Annotated in this window: 12 protein-coding genes; 9 read left to right on the top strand and 3 right to left on the bottom strand. The window is 42.0% G+C overall.

The genetic code is table 11. The features are described 5' to 3' along the window. The first annotated feature begins 234 nt into the window (after positions 1–234). From ACVW0P_RS12395 to ACVW0P_RS12435, 9 genes are all read left to right on the top strand, one after another. Positions 235–1,512 (top strand): hypothetical protein, encoded by a 1,278-nt coding sequence (locus ACVW0P_RS12395; RefSeq protein WP_457132368.1) that lies wholly within the window; start codon positions 235–237, stop codon positions 1,510–1,512. A 501-nt stretch (positions 1,513–2,013) separates the two neighbouring features. Next, entirely contained in the window at positions 2,014–6,144 is a 4,131-nt protein-coding gene (locus ACVW0P_RS12400) for a two-component regulator propeller domain-containing protein (protein WP_457132369.1), read from the top strand. Between the two features lie 383 nt (positions 6,145–6,527). Beyond that, positions 6,528–9,695 (top strand): SusC/RagA family TonB-linked outer membrane protein, encoded by a 3,168-nt coding sequence (locus ACVW0P_RS12405; protein WP_457132370.1) that lies wholly within the window; start codon positions 6,528–6,530, stop codon positions 9,693–9,695. A gap of 18 nt (positions 9,696–9,713) precedes the next feature. Then, positions 9,714–11,303 carry a RagB/SusD family nutrient uptake outer membrane protein gene (locus ACVW0P_RS12410; RefSeq protein ID WP_457132371.1) on the top strand — a complete coding sequence of 530 codons (1,590 nt, stop codon included), beginning with the start codon at positions 9,714–9,716 and terminating at the stop codon, positions 11,301–11,303. A gap of 20 nt (positions 11,304–11,323) precedes the next feature. Next, positions 11,324–12,469 carry an IPT/TIG domain-containing protein gene (locus tag ACVW0P_RS12415; RefSeq protein ID WP_457132372.1) on the top strand — a complete coding sequence of 382 codons (1,146 nt, stop codon included), beginning with the start codon at positions 11,324–11,326 and terminating at the stop codon, positions 12,467–12,469. A gap of 90 nt (positions 12,470–12,559) precedes the next feature. Then, positions 12,560–14,311: an alpha-L-arabinofuranosidase gene (locus ACVW0P_RS12420; protein ID WP_457132373.1), complete on the top strand. Its 1,752-nt coding sequence runs from the start codon at positions 12,560–12,562 to the stop codon at positions 14,309–14,311. 2 nt (positions 14,312–14,313) lie between these two features. Continuing rightward, entirely contained in the window at positions 14,314–15,444 is a 1,131-nt protein-coding gene (locus ACVW0P_RS12425) for a glycoside hydrolase family 26 protein (RefSeq protein WP_457132374.1), read from the top strand. A 16-nt stretch (positions 15,445–15,460) separates the two neighbouring features. Next, complete coding sequence (locus ACVW0P_RS12430) at positions 15,461–18,265, top strand: glycoside hydrolase family 2 protein (RefSeq protein WP_457132375.1); 2,805 nt, start codon at positions 15,461–15,463, stop codon at positions 18,263–18,265. A gap of 644 nt (positions 18,266–18,909) precedes the next feature. Next, positions 18,910–20,199: a phage integrase SAM-like domain-containing protein gene (locus tag ACVW0P_RS12435; protein ID WP_457132376.1), complete on the top strand. Its 1,290-nt coding sequence runs from the start codon at positions 18,910–18,912 to the stop codon at positions 20,197–20,199. Between the two features lie 689 nt (positions 20,200–20,888). Here ACVW0P_RS12435 and ACVW0P_RS12440 read toward each other — a convergent pair. The 3 genes from ACVW0P_RS12440 to ACVW0P_RS12450 form a co-directional block, all read right to left on the bottom strand. After that, positions 20,889–21,146: a hypothetical protein gene (locus tag ACVW0P_RS12440; protein ID WP_457132377.1), complete on the bottom strand. Its 258-nt coding sequence runs from the start codon at positions 21,144–21,146 to the stop codon at positions 20,889–20,891. A 179-nt stretch (positions 21,147–21,325) separates the two neighbouring features. Then, complete coding sequence (locus ACVW0P_RS12445; RefSeq protein WP_457132378.1) at positions 21,326–21,622, bottom strand: hypothetical protein; 297 nt, start codon at positions 21,620–21,622, stop codon at positions 21,326–21,328. Positions 21,623–21,706: 84 nt separating this feature from the next. Next, a complete protein-coding gene (locus ACVW0P_RS12450; RefSeq protein WP_457132379.1) occupies positions 21,707–22,171 on the bottom strand; it encodes a hypothetical protein in 465 nt (154 codons plus the stop codon). Between the last annotated feature and the right edge of the window lie 201 nt (positions 22,172–22,372).

Raw genomic sequence — 22,372 nt, forward strand, 5'->3', positions numbered from 1 at the left:
TTAAAGGGCCAAACCTAATTAAATGAATTGGAAAAAAGGTTTCGCAGGTATTTTAAAATTATTAGAGTTAAGAAATCAAGTTTGGAGTGCTTTTGTTTAGTTACAAAGTATTACAGCTTAATGTTGATAGCTGTCCTTATTATTATGTCATAAGGCCGTTATTTTTTTTCTATTATTCACAAAAATTTATTTAAAAAATTAAAATATTTACTATTTTGGAGCTGTCAAATTCCTTTGACCAATTTCTTTATTTTTTTAATATTCACGAAATTTAACTGGAGAAATAATATCAAAAAATTAAAACTACGACAGGCAATATCTAATCAAATTCGCAAAAGGGCTAAGCAGCAATTACCGTGTATTAAAGAAATGGCGGTAGCGGCTAATCATAAATTTGAACTTGAAATAGATCAATTTTTACGTAACTGGGTTGTTCAACACGAAAATGAAATGCTACTTAGGTTTGATCAGCCGCTGGAGGAATACCTTGCAAATGATGCTCTGCGTGATTTTTTCCTGAGCTCGGTTCATCCTTTACAGCAATTGCTGCAGCAAAGTACAATTGCCAACCATTTAGGAAGAGGGGTTAACGAGGTCTATTTTGACCCAATTTGCGGAGATCCCTTATTTTCAACTTTTGAACAACGGATTTATAACCTTGCGCGCCGGATGGATAGTGAAAGGATGGATATTCCTTTTCGCACGATTCAGCCAAGCAAGCAGACAGAGGCTGGCGATATCGCGGATATTAGCACCTATCCGGTTGATTGCGAGCAGCTACGCTATAACAGTGGAAATCATTTTACCAGCCGCCCGGCGAATGAAAACGTATTTGATGAAAACAGTCAACACTGCATGGTCAAGTCGGCCAATAATTTGAATATAATATTCAAGCGTGGTTTTCTGGAAGATCGCTTACAGGAGATTAAGGACCTTACATTTGAATTACATCAGGCAGGGGAGAAACATCTGCAATTTTTTGTTATTTGCAGTCGGCATTCGCTTAAAGAGGGGCATTTCGGAGCCTCCCTGGTCATTATGGACCCGGCAAATCCCCACTTTCCGGTCCGCGTGATGGTTTGCGACACCCTTCTTAAGGAATTGCCACAACATCCGCGTTGGTGGCATCATTTTGTTGCCGAATACGCTAATGTATTTGGTGATGCCGTAGCAGAGATTATAGAAGATCTTTCGCACCCTTTGCAAAAGGTAAATATTAAAGGTGATGACCCTTACCGGCACGACTGGGACTGCCCATACTACGTTACCAGCATGACAGATGCACTTGCCGATCTTGTGAAAGAAACCCCCGAACTAATAGTAAACGGAAGTTTACAGGAGATACATACCGCTATGAAGGGTTTGATGCTTGATTATTATCAACCCGATCAAACGATCAAAGAAAGAAACGATATCAAACACACCAATTGCTTAAAACGATGGAATAGCGGTATGAAAGTAATTAAAGAACTGTTATATGATATGTCGCGTAACTCGTCCTACGAAGCGTAACTATTTCACAATTGCGAGCAAAGTCGATATTAGTTTCCCTGGTTAATTTAATGCAATGAAACTTTATTATTAATTACGGCAAGTTTAGTATATCCTCCCGCTATGGAAAGTTACAATTTCGGATAATTATGTCTATGGTTCGCGACCACATTAAATTATAAAGCCTCTCAGATTTCTCTAAGAGGCTTTTTAGTTTTCAGGTAGCGGGAGCAATACAATATCGAACCATTTAATCGAAGATATTGCGAATATTAACAGTTTAATAAGAGTTGTTTTGGCGCGACGTATGTTAGTAAGAGCTATCCGGTGAAAATACAGTAAACACCTTCACTTCAAATTCTAATATTGGGCGGGTGTGAGATCGTAATTTATACACAATTATAAAAGACCAACCTGTTCGCGAAAGTTTATTTACTTTAACGAATAATCACACCTGAATATTTTATTGTTAACTTCGGCTACCAATTGTATAAACTATGGCTACAGTTCCATTTTAACCGTATGAAAAGGTTTTTTACCCTGTTTTTTGTTTGTTACTCCTCCGTACTGTTTGGGCAGAACAATGAATTTCAGTTCTCTAAATTGGATATTGGCAACGGCCTGTCGCATAACCAGGTGAATTGTATCTTAAAAGACCGCAGCGGCTTTATGTGGTTTGGCACATTGTCTGGCTTGAGTAAGTACGATGGTTATAAATTTAAAGTATTTAAGCACGAAGAAGGCGATACGGCAAGCCTGAGCGACGATTTTATGGTAAGCCTAACCGAAGGGCCCGATAATAAGTTATGGGTAGAAACAAGGAACGGGTTCAATATTTACGATCCGCTTAAAGAAACTTTCAACCATAATATCGCCGCTGTCCTCAAAGCGTTTGCTGTACCCGCGCAAAACTTTACAGGATTAAAAAAGGACAGAGCCGGTAATTTTTGGTTTCTTAACTCATTTAGCGGTATCTATAAATATAACCCGCGCACAAAAAAAACAGAACATATCAACTATAAAGCAGGTCTTAACACATCTGTTTATAGCAACGCCGTTGCAGACTTATCTGTAGACACGAAAGGCAATATTTGGCTGGTTTACAATAAAGGGATTTTGGAGCGCCTCGATCCGTTGACCCACAAGGTTAATTATCGCAGGCAACTAAGCGAACTACCCATCGGTTTAAACACTTCCTATAAGGTTTTTATCGACAGGCAAGATGATGTTTGGGCATATGTGCCAAGTTATTCATCAGGTGTTTATTACTTAAATTCAAATACAAGCATTTTTAAGCATCTGGATAAAGATGGCACCCCTTCCGGCATCAATACAAATGTAATTGCCGCGGTGGTACAAGATGATCATAACAGGATCTGGATAGCTACCGACCATGGGGGCATCAATTTGCTTAATAAAGCAGATTTTAAAACCAAGTACCTGCTTAACCGCGAGGACGACGAAAAAACCATCGGCCAGAATAGTTTAACAACGCTTTACAAGGACAATACCGGTATAATTTGGGCAGGCACTTACAAGCGTGGCATCAGTTATTACCATGAGAGCATCATTAAGTTTCCATTGTACACCCATCATTTGTCTGATCCGGGGAGTTTAAGTTTTAGCGATGTAAATAAGTTTATTGAAGATGATAAGGGTAACCTGTGGCTGGGTACAAACGGAGGGGGCTTAGTTTACTTTAACCGTAAAGATGGCAGTTTTAAACGCTACATGCATGATGCTGCAAATAGTAACAGCCTCACCAATAATGTTATTGTAAACATGTACCTGGATCATGAGCAAAAGCTTTGGATAGGCACATATTTTGGCGGGCTGGATAAATTTGACGGCAAAACTTTTACACATTACCGCCATCGCGATGATGACCCCGGCAGTATATCTGAGGATAGGATCTGGTCGATAATTGAGGATCGGGACAATAATTTATGGGTAGGCACCCTTGCCGGCGGCCTAAACCTCTTTAACCGGAGCACCAATTCTTTTAAACATTATAAAATGGTGCCCGGTTCGTCCAACACTATGCATTCCAGTTATGTTGCCGCCTTACTTGACGACCGGCATAAAAATCTTTGGATAGTAACATCCTACGGCGTTGATGTGCTTAACCGGCGTACCGATCAGTTTATGCACTATGTGCACGATGATAAAGACCCCAACAGTTTGGTTAACGATAACACCAATAATATTTTAGAGGATAGCAGCGGGCTCATCTGGATAAGTACACGCGAAGGCATCAGCATATTAAATACAGCAACAGGTAAGTTCAAAAATATTACCCGCAGGGATGGCTTGCCGGACAACACCGTTATAGATTTAAGGGAAGACGACGCCCACAATATTTGGGCGAGCACACCCAACGGGTTATCGAACATTATTGTTGACCGTAAAAGTAAAGGGTTGCCTTTGCGCTTTATCAACTATAACGAGAAGGACGGTTTGCAGGGGAGGGAGTTTACAGCCAATTCATCTTTTAAAACCCGGGAGGGTGAGTTGATTTTCGGTGGCGGTAACGGCTTTAATATTTTTAAACCTGCAGGTTTACGCAATAGTACAAACGCCCCGCTACTGGCTTTTACCGATTTCCAAGTGTTTAATAAAAGTGTTAAGGCGGGCGAAAAAATCTTTGGGAATATGATTCTGCCAAAAGCGATATCACATATTGATACTGTTGAACTTAAATATAATGAAAACGTTTTTTCTATTGAATTTGCTGCCCTGAATTATTTTGACGCAGATAAGGCGAAGTACGAGTATATAATGCAGGGGTTCAATAAAACCTGGATTAGTGCTGATAACCTTACCCGAAAGGCCACCTATACCAATTTAGATGCCGGCGACTATACCTTTAAAGTGCGCGCCGCTAATCCAGGCTTTTGGCAAAGTAAACAGATTGTGCTATATATTAAAATACTGCCCCCATTTTGGAAAACTACAGTTGCTTATGTTTTATACGCCGTGCTATTTATAGGCATCTTGTTTTTTATACGTAGCAGGGGGATTCGAAAACTACGCCTCGAATTTCTTTTAGAGAAGGAGCGCGAGGAAGCACAACGCATGCATGATCTCGACCTAATGAAGATCAGGTTTTTTACCAATGTAAGCCATGAATTCCGTACGCCATTATCATTAATTATGGCGCCGGTTGATAATATTGTTAAACAAATTACCGAACCCGGGATAAAAAAGCAATTGCTTTTGGTAAATCGTAACGCCAAGCGATTATTGAACCTCGTAAATCAATTGCTCGATTTTAGGAAGATGGAGTACCAGGAGTTGAAACTCCATAAAACCACGGGCGATATTGTTGAGTTTATCCATGACCTTTCTTACTCATTTACGGATGTTGCCGAGCAAAAGCAAATTAGCTTTGTATTTGACAGCGAAATTGAAGAGTATTACACCAGTTTCGATCACGAAAAAGTTGAGCGTATTTTATTTAACCTTTTATCAAACGCATATAAATTTACCCATGCAGGTGGGCAGGTAAGTGTATTGCTCAATTTAAAAAATCAAACTGTTGGATATAATAACCAATTTGAAATAAGGGTAATTGATACAGGTATAGGTATCCACGCGAATAAGCAAGGGAAGATCTTCGAGCCGTTTTTCCAGAATGATATCCCCGGTACAATGCTGAACCAGGGCAGCGGGATAGGCCTGTCGATAGTAAAAGAATTTGTGCGCTTACACGCGGGTGAGATAACTGTTGAAAGTGAATTGAACCAGGGCAGTTGCTTCACTGTTATGATCCTGTTGCAGCAATTAAATAAAAATACATTTACAGATAAGCCCGTTCATTTACAGCACTCTGGCGACGATTTACCGATATCTACCAATCGGGAGGTGCAGGTAAGGGATGGGCGCGACAGTAAAAAACCGGTTGTGCTTTTGGTTGAGGATAATGATGATTTCAGGTTTTACATTAAAGACAACCTAAAAGATTCTTTCCATATTATCGAAGCCGAAAATGGCAAACGTGGTTGGCAAAAAGCACTTGCACAGCACCCTAACTTGATAGTGACCGACATAACCATGCCGGAGATGAACGGCATAGACCTTTGTATCAAGATCAAAAGCGATAAGCGTACATCGCACATCCCGGTAATATTGCTTACTGCGGTAGCCGGCGAAGAGCAGCAATTAAAAGGTTTAGGAACGGGCGCTACCGATTACATGACCAAGCCTTTCAATTTCGAGATTTTACTTTCTAAGATCCGTAATATTTTGTTGCAGCAGGAGCATATGCGCAAAACCTACCAAAAACAGGTGGAAGCTAACCCTACCGAAATGAAGGTAGATTCGCCTGATGACGGGTTTATCAAAAAGGTTTTACTGTTGATTGACAACAATATTTCTAATCCCAATTTCTCCGTAGAGGAACTTAGTAGCGAAATGTTTGTGAGCCGCTACACGCTATACAAAAAAATACTGCAGATGACCGGCAAAACACCAAATGAACTGGTTAGGCAAATGCGGTTAAAACGTGCGGCACAGCTATTAGAAACCGGCCATTTAACCATCTCCCAGATCTGCAATAAGGTTGGTTTTAAAAGCCAGAAGTATTTTGTTAAAACCTTTAAGGCGGAGTACGATATGCTGCCATCCCGGTATGCAGAAACACATCATCAATAAGCTTCTTTACATCTTTTTAACGGGCTTCATTTGTAACTAATGGGGTTTGTCTGTCAGTAATTTACTGTTTAAATGGCCGCACATCTATAATAATTATCTATAAATCAACTATTTAGATAAGGGTTGACATTTGTGCCCCTATTTATCCACAACAGGATAATAAATACGCCATAATTTTATCTCCGAACCAAATGACGGGGCAACGGCATTCTTAACAGCCAATGTTATCGCATTACCAATTTAACCAATTTTTGTAAAATACATTCGGGATTGCTATATAATCCGCGCGGAGATCTGCATGGTCCGTCGTAGTAATGTAATTTGAATTATGATGCCAACGAACCAATCAAACCAATTATAAAATTATAAACTAACAAATCATTATGGGAAAAATTCTACGATCAGTACTACTTTTTGCCTCCTTTTTTATATGCGTTACAGCATTAGCGCAAACAGGGGGCATAGTAGTAAGAGGAACAGTAACAGATGAGAAAGGGATAACCCTGCCCGGGGTTACCGTGTCTGTTAAAGATGCGCAGGTTAATGCACTTACTAATGTAGATGGTAAGTATAGCATTACTGTACCTGAACAGGGCCGGGTACTTATTTTTAGTTTCATAGGCTTGCAACGGCAGGAAATTACTATTGCCGGCCAAACACAAATAAACGTCCAGTTGCTTTCTTCAACTACATCATTAACTGGTGTGGATGTTGTTGCTATTGGATACGGTTCGCAACGCAGGCAGGACGTTAACGGCGCTATATCATCCGTAAAAGCGGCAGACATTGCCAACCTACCGCAGGCAAGTATCGATCAGTTATTACAGGGTAAAGCAGCAGGTGTTAACGTAACTCAAAATACCGGTGCGCCGGGCAGCCAAACTTCGGTGCATATCAGGGGTATTTCTACGTTCAATTCCGGCGAACCCTTATATGTTATAGACGGCGTACCAATCTCAGGTGCCGCCAATGCTAACGGCGGTACTTCTTTAAACGCTAATAATGGCGCAAACTCACCAAGCCCGCTTGCATTGCTCAATCCAAACGATATCGAGTCGTTAGATATATTAAAGGATGCATCGGCGGCATCAATTTATGGGAACAGGGCGGCTAATGGTGTAATTATTATTACCACAAAAAAAGGCCGTAGCGGCACCGCCCGTATCAATTATGACGGTTACGCCGGTTTCCAGCAGCCACAAAAATATTTGAAACTGATGGATCTTACCCAATACGCAAGTTTACAAAACTCGTTGGCTGATGCCTATGGTGTGGGCCGCCGCGGCGAATTTGCCGATCCAAGCCTTTTAGGTAAAGGTACCGACTGGCAACGCGCAATTTTCCGTACAGCCTACCAGCAAAGCCACCAGTTATCTATATCCGGTGGTAAAGAAGGGTTTACTTACTACCTATCGGGCGGGTATTACGACCAGGATGGTATAGCTATTGGCTCAAACTTTAAACGTTACTCGTTTCGTAGCAACGTTGATGCGCAGGTAAACAACTGGTTTAAAGTTGGCTTAACAGTATCCGGCAGTAAATCATCAGAAAACATCATATACAGCGATAACGGTGGTATAATTTACAACGCGTTATTACAAGCACCGGATATAGCGGTTTACAACGCCGATGGTACTTTTGCAGGCCCGCCAAACACACCCGATGCGGTTGGTGGTATCTTAAACCCTGTGCAACAGGCAACAAGTATTTCCAATATCCTTAACAGGAATAATTTAAACGGAAACTTGTACGCCGATATTAAATTTGTGAAGGATCTTACCCTGAGAACAGAGATAGGCGGGGATTTCGGTTTTTCTAACAACAATATTTTTACACCAAGCTACTCGTATGGTAGGTTTACCAACCCCACAGCGACACTTCGCGAGCAGCAGAACACGAATAGTTATTACAACTACAAAGAGTACCTTACTTACACGCATACATTTGCTCAAAAACACAGTTTAACCGCTTTGCTGGGTTACGAGGTATCATCATCAAGGTGGGCTTACACGCAACAAAGTATTTCGGGTTTCCTAACCAACACATTAGGCAACAATGTGCCTACAGCAAATTTAGGTACGGCTACAACTGCTGTAATAGATGAAAGAAGAAGCGCGCCACATAATCTGGAGTCGATATTTGGGCGTGTTATTTATACGTTTAACAATAAATACAGCCTTACCGCTGTATTGCGTGAAGATGCATCATCAAATTTCGCACGGGGCCATCAACGCGGTTACTTCCCATCATTTGCGGCATCGTGGCGTTTATCTGACGAGGATTTCTTCAAACCAATTAAAAGCGTTGCCGATAACGTAAAGATCCGTTTAGGTTATGGCCAGTTGGGTAACGAGGCCATTGCGCCATATTCATTCGGTTCGCAGTTAAACCCAACAATAACAGGTTTAGGTACAGGATTTTTAGTGGCAAGGATCCCCAATCCTGATCTTACCTGGCAACACCAGATAGAATATAACGCAGGTATCGATTTTAGTTTATTTAATTACCGCATAGAGGGTTCATTCGACTACTTTCAGCGTAAAGCAAGCAAATTCTTGTTTCAGTTGCCATTACCGGCATACGTAGTAGGCGGCCCGGATTATTTGGGCGGTATTGCTTCGCCATTTATTAACTCAGGGGGGATTACCAATACAGGTTTCGACATTACATTAAACACGCGCAATATCGTGTCTAAAGATTTTAAATGGAGCAGTACTTTGATCTTCTCCCGTTACAAAAATAGGGTAACCTCTTTAGCTAATGGTTTACAGCAGCTTGTTCAAAGTGTAACCAACGGTTTCCTAAGCTTGCCTATCACACGTACCACTGTAGGTGGCCCGCTTGGCGAATTTTACGGTTACAAAGTTAAAGGCGTATTTAAATCTGATGAGCAGTTAAGGAGCGCGCCGGTACAGTTTGGCTATCCCGTATCAAACGACCCAAACCTGGGTAATAAAAGGACGTGGTTAGGTGATGTACAGTATGAAGACCTTAACGGGGATAACGTAATAGATGCAAAAGATCAAACCTCATTAGGCAGCCCGCAGCCTAATTTTACATATGGTTTCACAAACAATTTCAGTTATAAAGCTTTCGACTTGAGCGTATTTTTACAAGGCTCGCAAGGCGGGCAGATCCTGAACCTACTTGACCGTACCTTAGGCGGCCTGGCAAATCTTTACCAGAACCAGTACGCATCACAAGCGAATTTCTGGAGTCCAGCTAATCCAAATTCAAACCTCCCTGCGCCAAGGGCAGGTACAGATAATGCCAACCTTCAAATCTCAGATAGGTTTATTCACAGCGCTTCATACCTCAGGATCCAGAATGTTAGCATTGGGTACAACTTCCCGGTTGGTCTTATCAAACGCATTAAGCTTGCGCGTTTAAGAGTGTATGCCAGCGGCCAAAACCTGTACACATTTACCAAGTATAATGGTTACGACCCGGAGATAGGCTTACAAAACCAAAACCCACTTTTAGCTAACGTTGATATTGGTAGGTATCCATCTGCACGTACCATAACGTTTGGTATTAACGCACAGTTTTAATTTATAAATAAGTATAAAATGAAAAGACATATAAAATATATAGCAGGCTTAGCCGTAATGACGTTCATTACTGCAACAAGCTGCAAAAAGGAATTTTTCAATAAAGCACCCGAAGATGCGATAACGCTTGATAATTTTTACCAAACGGCAGAGCAGGTACAGTCGAGCACAAATGGTTTGTATAATAACGTTTGGTTCAGCTGGAATAACAAAGCATCGTGGGCAATAACCGAGATTGCGGGCGGTAACGCGCGCACCTACTCGAGTGATGTAGTGGCTTTCGGTAATTTCTCTGTAACGGGCGATAATACCGAGATCTCCAACGCATGGACATCTATGTTCACTGTAATAGCGCAATCAAACGCGCTCATCAATAACCTGCCATTAAAAGTACCGGCTTCGGTACCATCGGCAACGGTTAACAACGCACTTGGCGAAGCGCACTTTATGCGAGCAACAGCTTATTTTTATTTGGTTAGGCTATTTGGGCCCGTACCGATTATCGAGAACAGTCTTGATTACGTGAATAACTTTCAGATCAATACTAACACGGTTGTCGATATCTATAAATTTATTGAAAACGACCTGAAATTTGCCGAAGCAAACTGTACATCAATGATCAGGAGCGGTTCATCTGTAGCGCAAGGCCACGTATCAAGTGGTTCTGCTACAGCAATGCTTTCTAAAGTTTACTTATACGAACAAAAGTACGCGGAGGCACGTGCATCTGCTGAGAAGGTTATTAATAGCGGCGAGTTTAAACTGTACGGAGCGGACATCGCGGGCAAAACTTACAACGATCTTTTTGTTACCGCTAATAACAACAATGAGGAATCTGTTGCGGCATTACAATGGGCTGCGGGTGCGCCGTACGGTCACGGTAATTCATTACAGGCATCTTTCGCTGTCAACTCTATCATTACCGGTACGGGCGATGGATATTCTGTAATTGGCCCCACTATTGATCTTCAGCAAGCGTATGAGCCGGGTGATCTTCGTAAACATGGCACTATCATGTTGGCAGGTGATAAATATCCCGAGTTAAACCAGGCTGCAGGTGGCTTTACGGTACCGGCAGATGTTAACGCCCAAAATACCAAAGCAGGTATCAAAAAGTATGTTACTGGCACACCGGCAGATAATGGCGGCAAAGGTGCAGCACAGTCTGCCGGTAATAACACTTACATTATGCGTTATGCCGATGTATTGTTAATTGAAGCAGAGGCTGTACTTGCGGGTGCCGCTACTACAAGCAACCCGGCTGCGTTAAATGCCTTTAATAAAGTAAGAGCGCGTGCGGGTTTAAATCCATTACCGGCTATAACCAAAAATAATATTTACCACGAGCGACGCATTGAGTTTGCTATAGAAGGTGATTATTGGTTCGACCTTGGCCGTTTAGACGGGTTTAATGTTGCATCGCATCCTTTAGCGGCTGCTATAATTGGCAACCAGGAACGTGGTACTTATAGTAACGATATGCCGCCGGTAGTGTACACTCAAAAAATACCGATCAGTGCAAGCGGTTTCTTGTTCCCGTATCCAACTACCGAGGTGGCGGCAAACCCAAAACTGAACGAAGCACCGGTACCATACACGTTTAAATAAAAAACCAGATTTAAAAGAAGATGAAAAATTCAAAAATATATCACCTGGCATTAGCTGTACTAATGATAATTGGTATTGCAGCTTGCAAAAAAGATAGCCCGGAAGGCGGTAAGGGTGCGCCTGTAATTACCCGTGTACGTACGGTTAGCAAAGCCGATACGATAGCCGGTGTGGAGCACCGCATAACGCTCGATTCGAGCAGCGTTTATGATGACCATACCGTTATAGCATCAGATTCGACGGTTACCAACGGTAAATTAAATAACCAATATGCTATACTTGGCGAAAATTTACTGACCACCAACGCGGTATTATTTAACGGGGCATCGGTTTATTTTAACCCGGCCCTGGTTACAGGTAAGGTTATCATCATCACCATACCCGATGGCACGCCGTTTGGCCCAAGCCAAAGCAATAAATTGACAGTGGTAACTAAGTACGGCAAGGTCGATTTCGATTTCAGCATTCAACAGCCACCGCCATCCATCACCAATTTCGACCCGCTTGCAGCCGGATCGGGTGATATTGTAACCATCAACGGTAAAATATTTAACGGGGTGACAGGTGTGAAATTCGATAACGCGCCTGCCGAGATTATTGGTACGCCTACAGATACCCAGATCAAGGTTAAAGTCCCGGCGGGTGTGGTGCAGTCGTACATTTATGTTACAACACCGGGCGGTACAGCCAAATCGGTAGCATCATTCGGGTTTAAATATATTATTTATGACGACATGCTATCAGCAGGCTGGGGCGGCCAGGGTAGCGGTGGTTACGATGGATACGGCAGTACCCGAAAATACAATAGTACAGAGCATCCTAAACGGGGCGCGAACGCGATTGCCGTAACTGTTGATAACGGCTATGGTGCTCTGCAGTTGGGTTATGGCGGTGCTACGCTTAGCGTTACATCGGCAGGCTTAAAGTCGCTTAAATTCTCTATATATGGAGGCGCTGCCTTTAAAGCCGGCGATAAGGTGCAGGTTGTTATAAATGGCAACTATGGTAAGGCTTACCCGGTAGAAGTTACCGTAGGTGCTTACACCGATTACACCATTAAACTGAGTGACCTGGGCGATCCGGCAACAATCAGTGAAATAACTTTTCAGACATTGGGCGTAGCCGCACCGGGCACCTTTTATGTAGATGATTTGGGTTTTATTTAGTACTGGTTATATTTAAGTTACGCCATCATCGGTTACCGGCCTTTGGCTTACCGGTGGTGGCTTTTTTATGTTCAAAAATTAGAGCTTCAAATGAATATGATGATAAAGGGAGGGGCTACAACGCTGGCAGCTTTTATTGCCCTGGTGGCTTGTAAAAAAGATGGTGCCACTGCTTCGGCACCAAACAAGGCCGATACGACAGGAACAACCACAGTTGTAATTACAAAACCTACCGACCCGGGATTAGGTGCTACACAAGGTTTTTTTCTTGATGGGTGGCAACCAAAACAGTTTGCTTTATCTAACAGTATCGTAAAAGGCAATAAGCCGGCCGCATCTAATATTACTGCTACGGTTGATGTTGCCCAGGTGCTTACCAAAGTGTCAAAAAAAATATATGGTAATAACACAAACCCGTACATGGGCCCGTATATTACCGACCCGGTGCTGATGAACTATCTAACCAAAATGGAACCAAATATATTGCGTTTCCCCGGTGGTAGTTTATCTGATGTTTACTTTTGGAACAGGAGCGACAACACACCGCCCAGCGATGCGCCCGCTACTTTGCAGGATGCAAAAGGGGTTATTTCAAATGCAAATTACTGGTATGGCAACAGCCCCGGCGACAATGCTTTTACGCTCGATAATTATTACAAGGTGCTGCAGCAAACCAATAGTGCGGGCATCATAACTGTAAACTATGGTTATGCCCGTTATGGCAAAGGCTTGCACCCCGATCAAACTGCCGCCCATTTGGCTGCCGACTGGGTACGATACGATAAAGGGCGTACCAAATACTGGGAAATAGGTAACGAAAACTGGGGTAATTGGGAAGCCGGCTACCGCATTGATGTCGCTGATAATAAAGATAGCCAGCCACAAATACTTACCGGTTTACTATATGGTACGCATTTCAAGGTTTTTGCCGATTCGATGCGCAAAGCAGCTGCTGAGGTAGGTAATACGGGCATCAAAATAGGAATTGTATTAACAGAAGCCGACGAACACCTGAATCCAACAGTGATTACCAGCGCTTGGAATGCCGATGTTTTAAAGCAGGCGGGTAACGCGGCAGATTTTTATGTGGTGCATAACTATTACACGCCGTATTTTCAAAATTCTACCCCGGTAGAGATATTGACTACCGCTTCAAAAGTTACCACCTCTACAATGGATTGGGTAAAAACCTCGGTTGCATCGGCAGGGGTTACTCAAAAACCGGTCGCGTTGGATGAATGGAATATTTTCGCGACAGGCTCGCAGCAAATGGTATCTAATGTTGCCGGCCTGCATGCGGCTATGGTTTTGGGCGAATTGCTAAAAAACCAATTCAGTATGGCCAGCCGATGGGATCTGGCGAACGGGTGGGACAACGGCAACGACCATGGTTTGTTCAACAAAGGCGATGAGCCGGGCGCAGATAAATGGAACCCGAGGCCGGCCTATTATTACATGTACTTTTTCCAGAAATATTTTGGCGACCGTATGGTTAACTCAAGCGTGGCGGGTAGTGGCGATATTGTAAGCTATGGTTCGTCCTACACATCCGGGCATGCCGGTACGGTGTTGGTAAACAAAGGCAGTACAGACCATGCGGTGGTAATCAAATTCAAAAATTTTGTACCGGGCGCCAAATATTATTATCATACCCTAAACGGCGGGACAGATAACGCCCCGTTTTCGCGTAGGGTATTTGTAAATGGTGCCGGCCCTGCAGGGGTATCAGGCGGCCCGCTTAACTTTACAGCTGTTGCCGCTAAAACCTGCGATGTATCGGGTGGCATCGCCGTTAATGTGCCGGCACTTGGCGCTGTGTTTTTGGTTGTTGACGGGAAATAATAATGAACAGATCTAAAATATATTTTAACGTTGTTTTGATAACGGCTGTGGTATCTTTTGCCGTATCAGTAGCCACCGCGCAAATTTACCAACCTGCAGATAAGCAAGCTACTAAAGAAACACGCGAACTGTTTTATAGTATGCAACGCCTGGTAGGCGCAGGGGTTATATTTGGCCACCATGATGATACCGCTTATGGTGTTGGCTGGCGGCTGAATAATTATCGCTCAGATGTAAAAAGCACAACGGGCAGTTACCCCGCAATGTACGGTTGGGACCTTGCTAAAATTGAGCAAGACAGTACCAAAGACATCAACGGCATCCCATTTAAACGTCAACGGGAACTTGTAAAAGACGCTTACCGGCGCGGAGGAATAAATACCTTTTGCTGGCATATGGATAACCCGGTAAATGGTAAGTCGGCCTGGGATACCACACAGCTGGCGGTAAAGGATATTTTACCGGGTGGTGCGGCAAACGCAGAATATGTGAAATACTTGGATAGGGCCGCCGCATACTTAAGTAGTATGAAAGGGAACGAAGGCGAGCCGATCCCCATTTTATTCAGGCCGTTTCATGAGCTTACAGGCAACTGGTTTTGGTGGTGCGCCAATACCTGCACCCCAAATGAATTTAAAACCCTATGGCAATTTACCATTGGCTACCTGCGCAATACTAAAAAACTGCATAACCTGCTTGTTGTATATTCTGTAGCTGATTTTGATACCGAGGCCGAATTTATGGCTCGTTATCCGGGAAATGAATATGTTGATTTTGTTGGCTTCGACAATTACTGTGTTAAAAGCGTCGATCGCTATCAACAAAACCTTGATAAACGTTTAGCTCTCCTTGATCTTATAGCCGCAAAAAACCATAAGGTAGCTTGCCTGCCCGAAACCGGGTATGAACGCATTCCGCAGGCAGACTGGTGGACAAAAGTGCTGCTAAAAACGCTGTCTAAACACAAAACATCATACGTTATGGCCTGGCGCAATGATAACCCCGGCCATTTCTACGCACCTTATCCCGGGCAGGTTAGCGAGGCAGATTTTAAAGAGTTTGCTACCAAAACGCTGTTTCAAAAAAACATAACGCCCCTTGCTATATATGGCAAGTACATGCCTGTTCAATAATTAAAATAATGTTATCATGTTGATCATCCTAAATAAACTATATAAAGCAATTTTACTTTGTGGGTTGCTAACTTTAAGTGCGCAGCAACTGCTTTTCGCGCAAATAGGCGTTGTTAAGCAGGTGCAACTAAAATATTTCCAACTGCAATCTTACGAGTTGGTTCAGCCAGGAGGGAAGCAGCTCTCAGGCGCGGCATATTCACCAAATGTAAAATGGTACCCTGTTACCGTGCCGTCTACGGTGCTAACCGGCCTGGTAGCAAATAGGGTTTATCCAAGCCCATACCAGGGGTTAAACAACATGCTAATACCCGATGCATCAGATGAATTTAATAAGCAATACCAGCTCGAAAAATACAGCCATATCCCCGGCGTAAGCAACCCGTGGAAAAAACCTTATTGGTACCGTACAAATTTCACAATCCCGAAGGGTGACAAAGGCAAAATTTTTCAGTTGATATTCAAAGGTATAAACTACCGTGCGGAGGTTTGGCTGAACGGAAAGCGCATTGCAGATAGTTCGCAAATGGTGGGGATGTTTGCCGAACATAATTTGAATGTGAGTGGGCAGGTTACTGCAGGCGGCAACAATAATTTGGCTGTCAAAATTTATCCTTTAGATTATCCCGGCCTGCCTGCAAAAGAACAATTGGAGGCACTCGGTCCGTTTTATGAAAATGGAGGGCCAACAGGCGATATCGGTAAAAACGTTACGATGTTATGCTCTGCCGGCTGGGATTGGATGCCACCCGTGCGCGACCGCAATATGGGCATCTGGCAGCCGGTTTACCTGCGCACAACAGGCGCCGTAACTATTGGCCGGCCAAAGCTGGTTACAGCTTTGCCGTCTTTACCAGATACAAGCAAAGCGACGCTTTCGTTGGCATTAACATTATCTAACTACAGCAAAAAAACTACTAATGGGGAGCTAAGGGTAACTATCAAACCTGAGAATTTTAAGGGCGCTGCTATTCAATTTTCTAAGCCTTATACGGTGATTGCCGGGGGGGCTAAAAGTGTAAACTTGGATGCTAAAACTGTAAAGGAATTATCGGTAAATAACCCAAAATTATGGTGGCCTAACGGTTATGGCCGTGCTAACCTATATCGTATCCGCTTGCAGTATGTGAATCAAAATCAACTTACAGATGATACAACATTTGTTTTCGGCATCCGTACGGTAAGTTCCCGGGCAACAGATGTGAAAGGCTTTACCCGTCGCGAGTTTTTTGTGAACGGTAAACGAGTGCACTTAAACGGCGGTGCCTGGGTGCCCGATCTAATGATTAACCGCGATTCCGCCAGGTATGATCATGAACTTCATCTTTGTAAAACAGCAAATGTAAACCTGGTGCGCATCTGGGGCGGGGGCATCACACCACCAGATCAGTTTTGGAATGATTGTGATAAATACGGGTTAATGGTATGGTCGGACTTTTGGATCACCGGCGATACACAGGGCGAGTTTAAAGGTTCGCCGGAGTGGCCGCTGGAAAGCGATGTATTTATTAATAACGTAAAAAGTACCATCTACCGGATCCGTAACCATCCAAGCCTGCTGGTATGGACGGGCGGAAACGAAGGCCATGCCCGTAAAGAACTTTACGATGTGATGCGCCACAGCATCATAACCTTAGACGGCACACGCCCCTACATCCCCAGTTCATCAGGCTTTGCCAAACTACCGGCAGGGTGGGATGGCGCGTGGCCGGATAATAAACCTACAGGTGTTTACAGCAGCGGGCCTTACGCCTGGCAAGACCCAAAAGTATATTTCAAATTAGCTGCAGCCGGCCGCGACTGGGTATTTAAGGACGAAACGGGCCTGCCATCGCAACCGCCGTATAATACGTTGGCCAAAAATATCCCTGATACCACCTGGGATGAAAAACTACCTTTCCCAATTAATAATATGTGGGGGTACCACGATGCGGCCACAGGTGCCGGTAAATACGACGAATACTACAAAAACATGGTAAGCCGTTATGGGCAACCCACAACACGCGAGGATTTTTCTAATAAAATGCAGCTGATGAATGCCACAGGTTATCAAGGGATATTTGAGGCTGCAGGTCATAAGTTGACCGAAACAGGAGGGGTGATGTTATGGAAACTGAACGCCGCGTTCCCAAGCGTTGTTTGGCAAATTTATGACTGGTACCTGCAACCAAATGCAGGCTATTACTTTATGCAAAACGCTGTTGAACCGATCCACGCCCAATTTAATCAAAACGATTCGACAATTACGGTATTGAACCGTACACACCATGCCACAGGTCTATTAAGCCTACAAGCAGATATATTTGATGCGAACAGTAAACTAATAAACCGCCAGCAGGCGAGAATTAGTTTGGCTGATGAAGGTATAAGGTCGGTATTGCCTTTAAAAACTGTTTTGCAACATCAAAAGGGACTAAATTTTGTTGTTTTAAACCTGAAAGATAATAAAGGCAAGGTTGTATCGCACAATGTTTACTGGATGGCGCCGGGAAACGATTATAAAGTATTGAATACGATGCAAGGGGCATCTATAAAAACGCAGGTCTTAAATAGGATATCTGACGGCAAAGAAGTTAAATGGTCGATTTTGTTAAGTAACAATAGTAACAAGATCGCATTTTTTGTGCGACCGCAGCTAATGTCAAGTCAAGAAGAAGTAGCGCCAAGTTATTGGAGTGCAAATTATATTACCCTGGCACCAAATGAACACGCTAAACTCACGGTTTCTGCTCCAATTGATGTATTACATAAAAAAAAACCGACAAGGATGGAAGTAAGTGGATGGAATGTAATTAAAAAAACTGTTGATATAAATAGATAATATATCCCGTGAACTGTGGTTTCGGGGCAGGTGATGTTAACACCGATCTATAGCGATAAATTCAAACTTTATCCGGGCGTTAATTTTTTTAATCCATCAGTCTAAGCTAAGCAAGCCATGTTTTGACCGTGTCAACGGCTTGCCGGGATGCCGGGACCCAAGGCTTGCTGGTTTTGGCAAAACATCGTTTGATTTGGACGACTGTCTAAATAAGGCTTTATTCAATCTTTCAAGGCTTTAATAAACTTATAATGAAGTGGATGCCAAATTCAAGCGGAATTGGTTCGATATCTCAAAAAACTGTGTTTGATGGAGAGGCTTATCGAATCTATCGAGTGAACCAAGCTGCTAAATTAACCTACAACAAGTTAGGAGCAAAAAAAAATCGGACAAACTTGATTTTCAAGCTTGTCCGATTCGGTAGCGGGAGCAGGACTCGAACCTACGACCTTCGGGTTATGAGTTGAATAAATGCGGTTTTACGCGGATTGAAAAGTGCCTAAATAGCGTTTAAACGCATTTTTTGCGTTTTTTAAAACTATTTAAAACCACCTAAAACCAGCAAAAACGTTAACAATACGTTAACAAAAATCCTAGCTTGCCTTTGGTGAAAAAAAGATTTTTTCACTAAAAAAACAAGTGCTATGGCAACTGCAAAAATCGTCACCTGGAGCCGCCCCGACAAGGAAGGGCAGTATCCAATTGGCTTTAAAATTTACAAAAATGGCAAACCCTCTTATATATTTGAAGGGCAAACTTTGCCCAACAGGGAATTGTGGGACGCCAAAAAACAAGAAGTTAAAAAGTCGCATCCTAATGCGGCCAGGCTAACTAATCTCTTAACCAAGCGACTTGCAGAATTAAGAAATAAGGCCCTGCAATTAGAAACCGATCAACACAAAGTTGACGTTGCAGAGATCAAGGAAGCATACAAACAAATTTATAATCCAACACCTAATCCTAAGTTGCTATTTAAAACTTTCGCCAAATCTTATCTTGATGAAAAGCGAGCACTGGGGAAATACGAAGTCTATCATACGGATATAAACTATATAAAGCGTCTGCTGAAGTACGCCGGAAATGATAACCTCACCTTCCCGGAAATTACCGTAGATTTCCTACGAGGTTGGATCGTTTTTTTAAAACAGATTAAAAGGGTTTATAAAGACGAAACCAAACCCGTTCAATTCATCAGTGACAGAACGATAACCAATCATCTTATAAGCATCCGTACTATATTTAATAGGGCAATAACAGACAAAGTGATATCCGCAGATATTTACCCATTCTCAGGAAAAGGGAAAATATCTATCAAATTACAGGGGTCGAAGAAGATTGGCCCGGAAGAATGGGAAATCAAAAGAATTGAAGAACTTGACCTATCCGAACATTCATCGATTATTCAGGATGCTCGCAACATCTGGTTAACTGAATTCTATTTTGCAGGGATGCGCGTAACCGATTGTTTGCTGTTGAAATGGACAGATTTTCAAAATGGCAGGCTTTATTATCAAATGTCGAAGAACGGGGAACATGGCTCCGTGAAGTTACCCGATAAGGCGAAATTGATAATTGAACAATATCGCGGTGGTTGCAGCAATAAAATCAATAACCCGCATAACCTAGTATTTCCTTTATTGCAAGGTTTGCCTAGTCTAAATAATCATTACGAATTAAGGCGCCATATTTCCTATGCGGTCAGCCGTCTGAACAAAGGGATGAGAATTATTATGGAGATGATTGGAAGTACCAAAAATGGCTCTCAGCATAAAGCCAGACATGCCTTTGCACAACGCGCGGAAGAAAAAGATGTTCATCCAAAGGTTTTGCAAAAGCTTTACCGCCATGAAAGCATTTTAACAACGATGATTTACCAGTCCAACTTTTCATTTAAAAAGGCAGATGAAGCGGTTGATTCCGTGCTTAATTTTTAATTTATTGACCTTGTTAGAAAACAAAAAAAACTCAAAACGTCATGGCGTTCAAAGGGTTAATGGTTCGAGCCGGGCGTCTGGAGCCAGAATGGGAAAGCACGAGAAATCGGTTGCTTTCCCCGCTTTCTTACTATCTAACGTACTGTTAATCAAGTATTCGCCTATAACTGTTCCACTATGAGCAAATGCTTTAAATACTTTGCCTTCAATCGCAGTCCCTTGTAAAACTTTATTAATAACATTAGCTTTAGTCATGGATACCCAACACCATCCATGCCTTTAGTTATCCCGGATGTAAGTTTCTTATAATCAAATCCTTCTTTAGAGGTGGCATTACTACTACCCCCCTTGATTAGCATTCCTATTTATTTTATATTATTGCTCCCTAAATTTTTTTAGTTCAATCATTCGATTTAAAATCTTTACAAACCCGTTCTTCAGTATCAAATATCTTTTCATCTTGGGCACGCCCACGCTCGTCATAATCGAAAGTATACCATTTTGAATTTGATAATCTAAGAATTGTTGCCATGGGTTCCAAAATCCCACCAAAAAGATGCGATATCATTTCCTTAACTTAATGACATTGCGCGTGCGCCAGAAGAGAAGTACAAACTGCGACCAGTGAGTTGTGATTATTTTATAAATGGAGATAAATGCACCGCAATAGCAAAGTTGATTATAACAAATTAAACAATACCGATAAAAATTATAGTTCCTTTGTCTTTTTTTCCTTCCGGAAACCCATCAAATTCTTTAAAATAAATCTTCCATTTTTTATTATTTATAAATGCAAAGTATTTAGTGAGCACAATTATTGCAAACGGAATAAGTACTTGAATAGAAATAAAGGGGGAGTAGTCAAATTGATTGGAATATTCGTTATAGTAGAGTTTTACAGCATACAAAAACAGAATCTCCAACCAAGCAAGCATAATTGCCGCCACATAGTCATATGTAAAAATTGTCAGTGATGATTTGACAAGGTTATAAAATTTATAAAATAAATAATAATAATATTTTATTAATTCATGATTTTTGAATATACATTAGTGAATGTGCCACAATGGGTCGCCGTTATGTGCCTCATTTTCGTCTCGCATATTTTGAATAAAATCACCAATGGCTACTGAGAGTGCGCGTTTAGATAAGAATTACCTACTGATAACAGTGTCCCCCCAGGCCCGCCATAAAAACCTAATACATCGAAGAATCTATTCGTTTCATATTTTACTTCACTTAATTTACCTTCAATTAGTTGGTTCGTCTCATATATTCCAACACCCACGGTTATTCCCACTCCGATATGTTTACCTACTTTAGCCAAACCAATTGTTTTAGTATACTGATTGCCTGTAAAAACCCTACCCGACGCTTTCTCAAAATACAATTTCATGTTGCCCATTTGAGTTTTGCCAGCCATGTGTTCTAACCTGCTGATTCTGCTGCCATAGAAGCAAGAAATCCATCCGTATTAAAGCTACTTCCCCCCTGATTGGCAGTTTTATTATTCTTTTAATTTTAAGTTTTGGGGTACTTTTAATTGCTTTAATTTTTTTAAAAAATCATACCTATTAAACGGCCCATATACATTACTATACTTGACAGATTTTTCATTAAAGTTGGCCTTTTCCGTTTTATTGATTATCCAGTACTGTCGGAATGTGCTCTCTTCAAAAACTATTTTACAATCATCTAAACTTTCATTGTTTTTATAACGGCACTCCGGAATGCTGTCCATCGGCTTTTGTACGGCTACAATAAAAGTTGAGTCAAATGCATAACCTATCACTTGGTCTCTAATAATAACATTGCTATTAGAATCTACAATACTTATTTTTCCACCCCTTTGATTATAATCAATTCTGTATCGATTACCTAACTGCGCTTGGCGATCAGAAGGTGTACAATTTACGAAGTAAATTGCAAATGTTATTAAAACTACAATTGTGATGGCTTTAAATGATTTCATAACTTATTTTGGTATTTTTGCTGTTCCCTTAAAGATAACGTCGAAGTCCCCTCCCATCGATTACTTAACCGGTCTTTCCGATCAGGAAATGAACCAGGAAGTAATGAAGCAGATTAATGAACTACAATCGCTGAAAGACGAAGATCAGCAGCATATTTTAAAGACATGGGTGCTTTGATACGTGAAGCTAAAACACGCTTG

The organism is Mucilaginibacter sp. UYNi724, from assembly GCF_054057495.1.

Excerpts from the sequence above, each read along its gene's own strand:
- ACVW0P_RS12400 (WP_457132369.1), top strand. The coding sequence starts at position 2,014 with ATGAAAAGGTTTTTTACCCTGTTTTTTGTTTGTTACTCCTCCGTACTG.
- ACVW0P_RS12405 (WP_457132370.1), top strand. The coding sequence starts at position 6,528 with ATGGGAAAAATTCTACGATCAGTACTACTTTTTGCCTCCTTTTTTATA.
- ACVW0P_RS12410 (WP_457132371.1), top strand. The coding sequence starts at position 9,714 with ATGAAAAGACATATAAAATATATAGCAGGCTTAGCCGTAATGACGTTC.
- ACVW0P_RS12415 (WP_457132372.1), top strand. The coding sequence starts at position 11,324 with ATGAAAAATTCAAAAATATATCACCTGGCATTAGCTGTACTAATGATA.
- ACVW0P_RS12420 (WP_457132373.1), top strand. The coding sequence starts at position 12,560 with ATGAATATGATGATAAAGGGAGGGGCTACAACGCTGGCAGCTTTTATT.
- ACVW0P_RS12425 (WP_457132374.1), top strand. The coding sequence starts at position 14,314 with ATGAACAGATCTAAAATATATTTTAACGTTGTTTTGATAACGGCTGTG.
- ACVW0P_RS12430 (WP_457132375.1), top strand. The coding sequence starts at position 15,461 with ATGTTGATCATCCTAAATAAACTATATAAAGCAATTTTACTTTGTGGG.
- ACVW0P_RS12435 (WP_457132376.1), top strand. The coding sequence starts at position 18,910 with ATGGCAACTGCAAAAATCGTCACCTGGAGCCGCCCCGACAAGGAAGGG.
- ACVW0P_RS12445 (WP_457132378.1), bottom strand. The coding sequence starts at position 21,622 with ATGGCTGGCAAAACTCAAATGGGCAACATGAAATTGTATTTTGAGAAA.
- ACVW0P_RS12450 (WP_457132379.1), bottom strand. The coding sequence starts at position 22,171 with ATGAAATCATTTAAAGCCATCACAATTGTAGTTTTAATAACATTTGCA.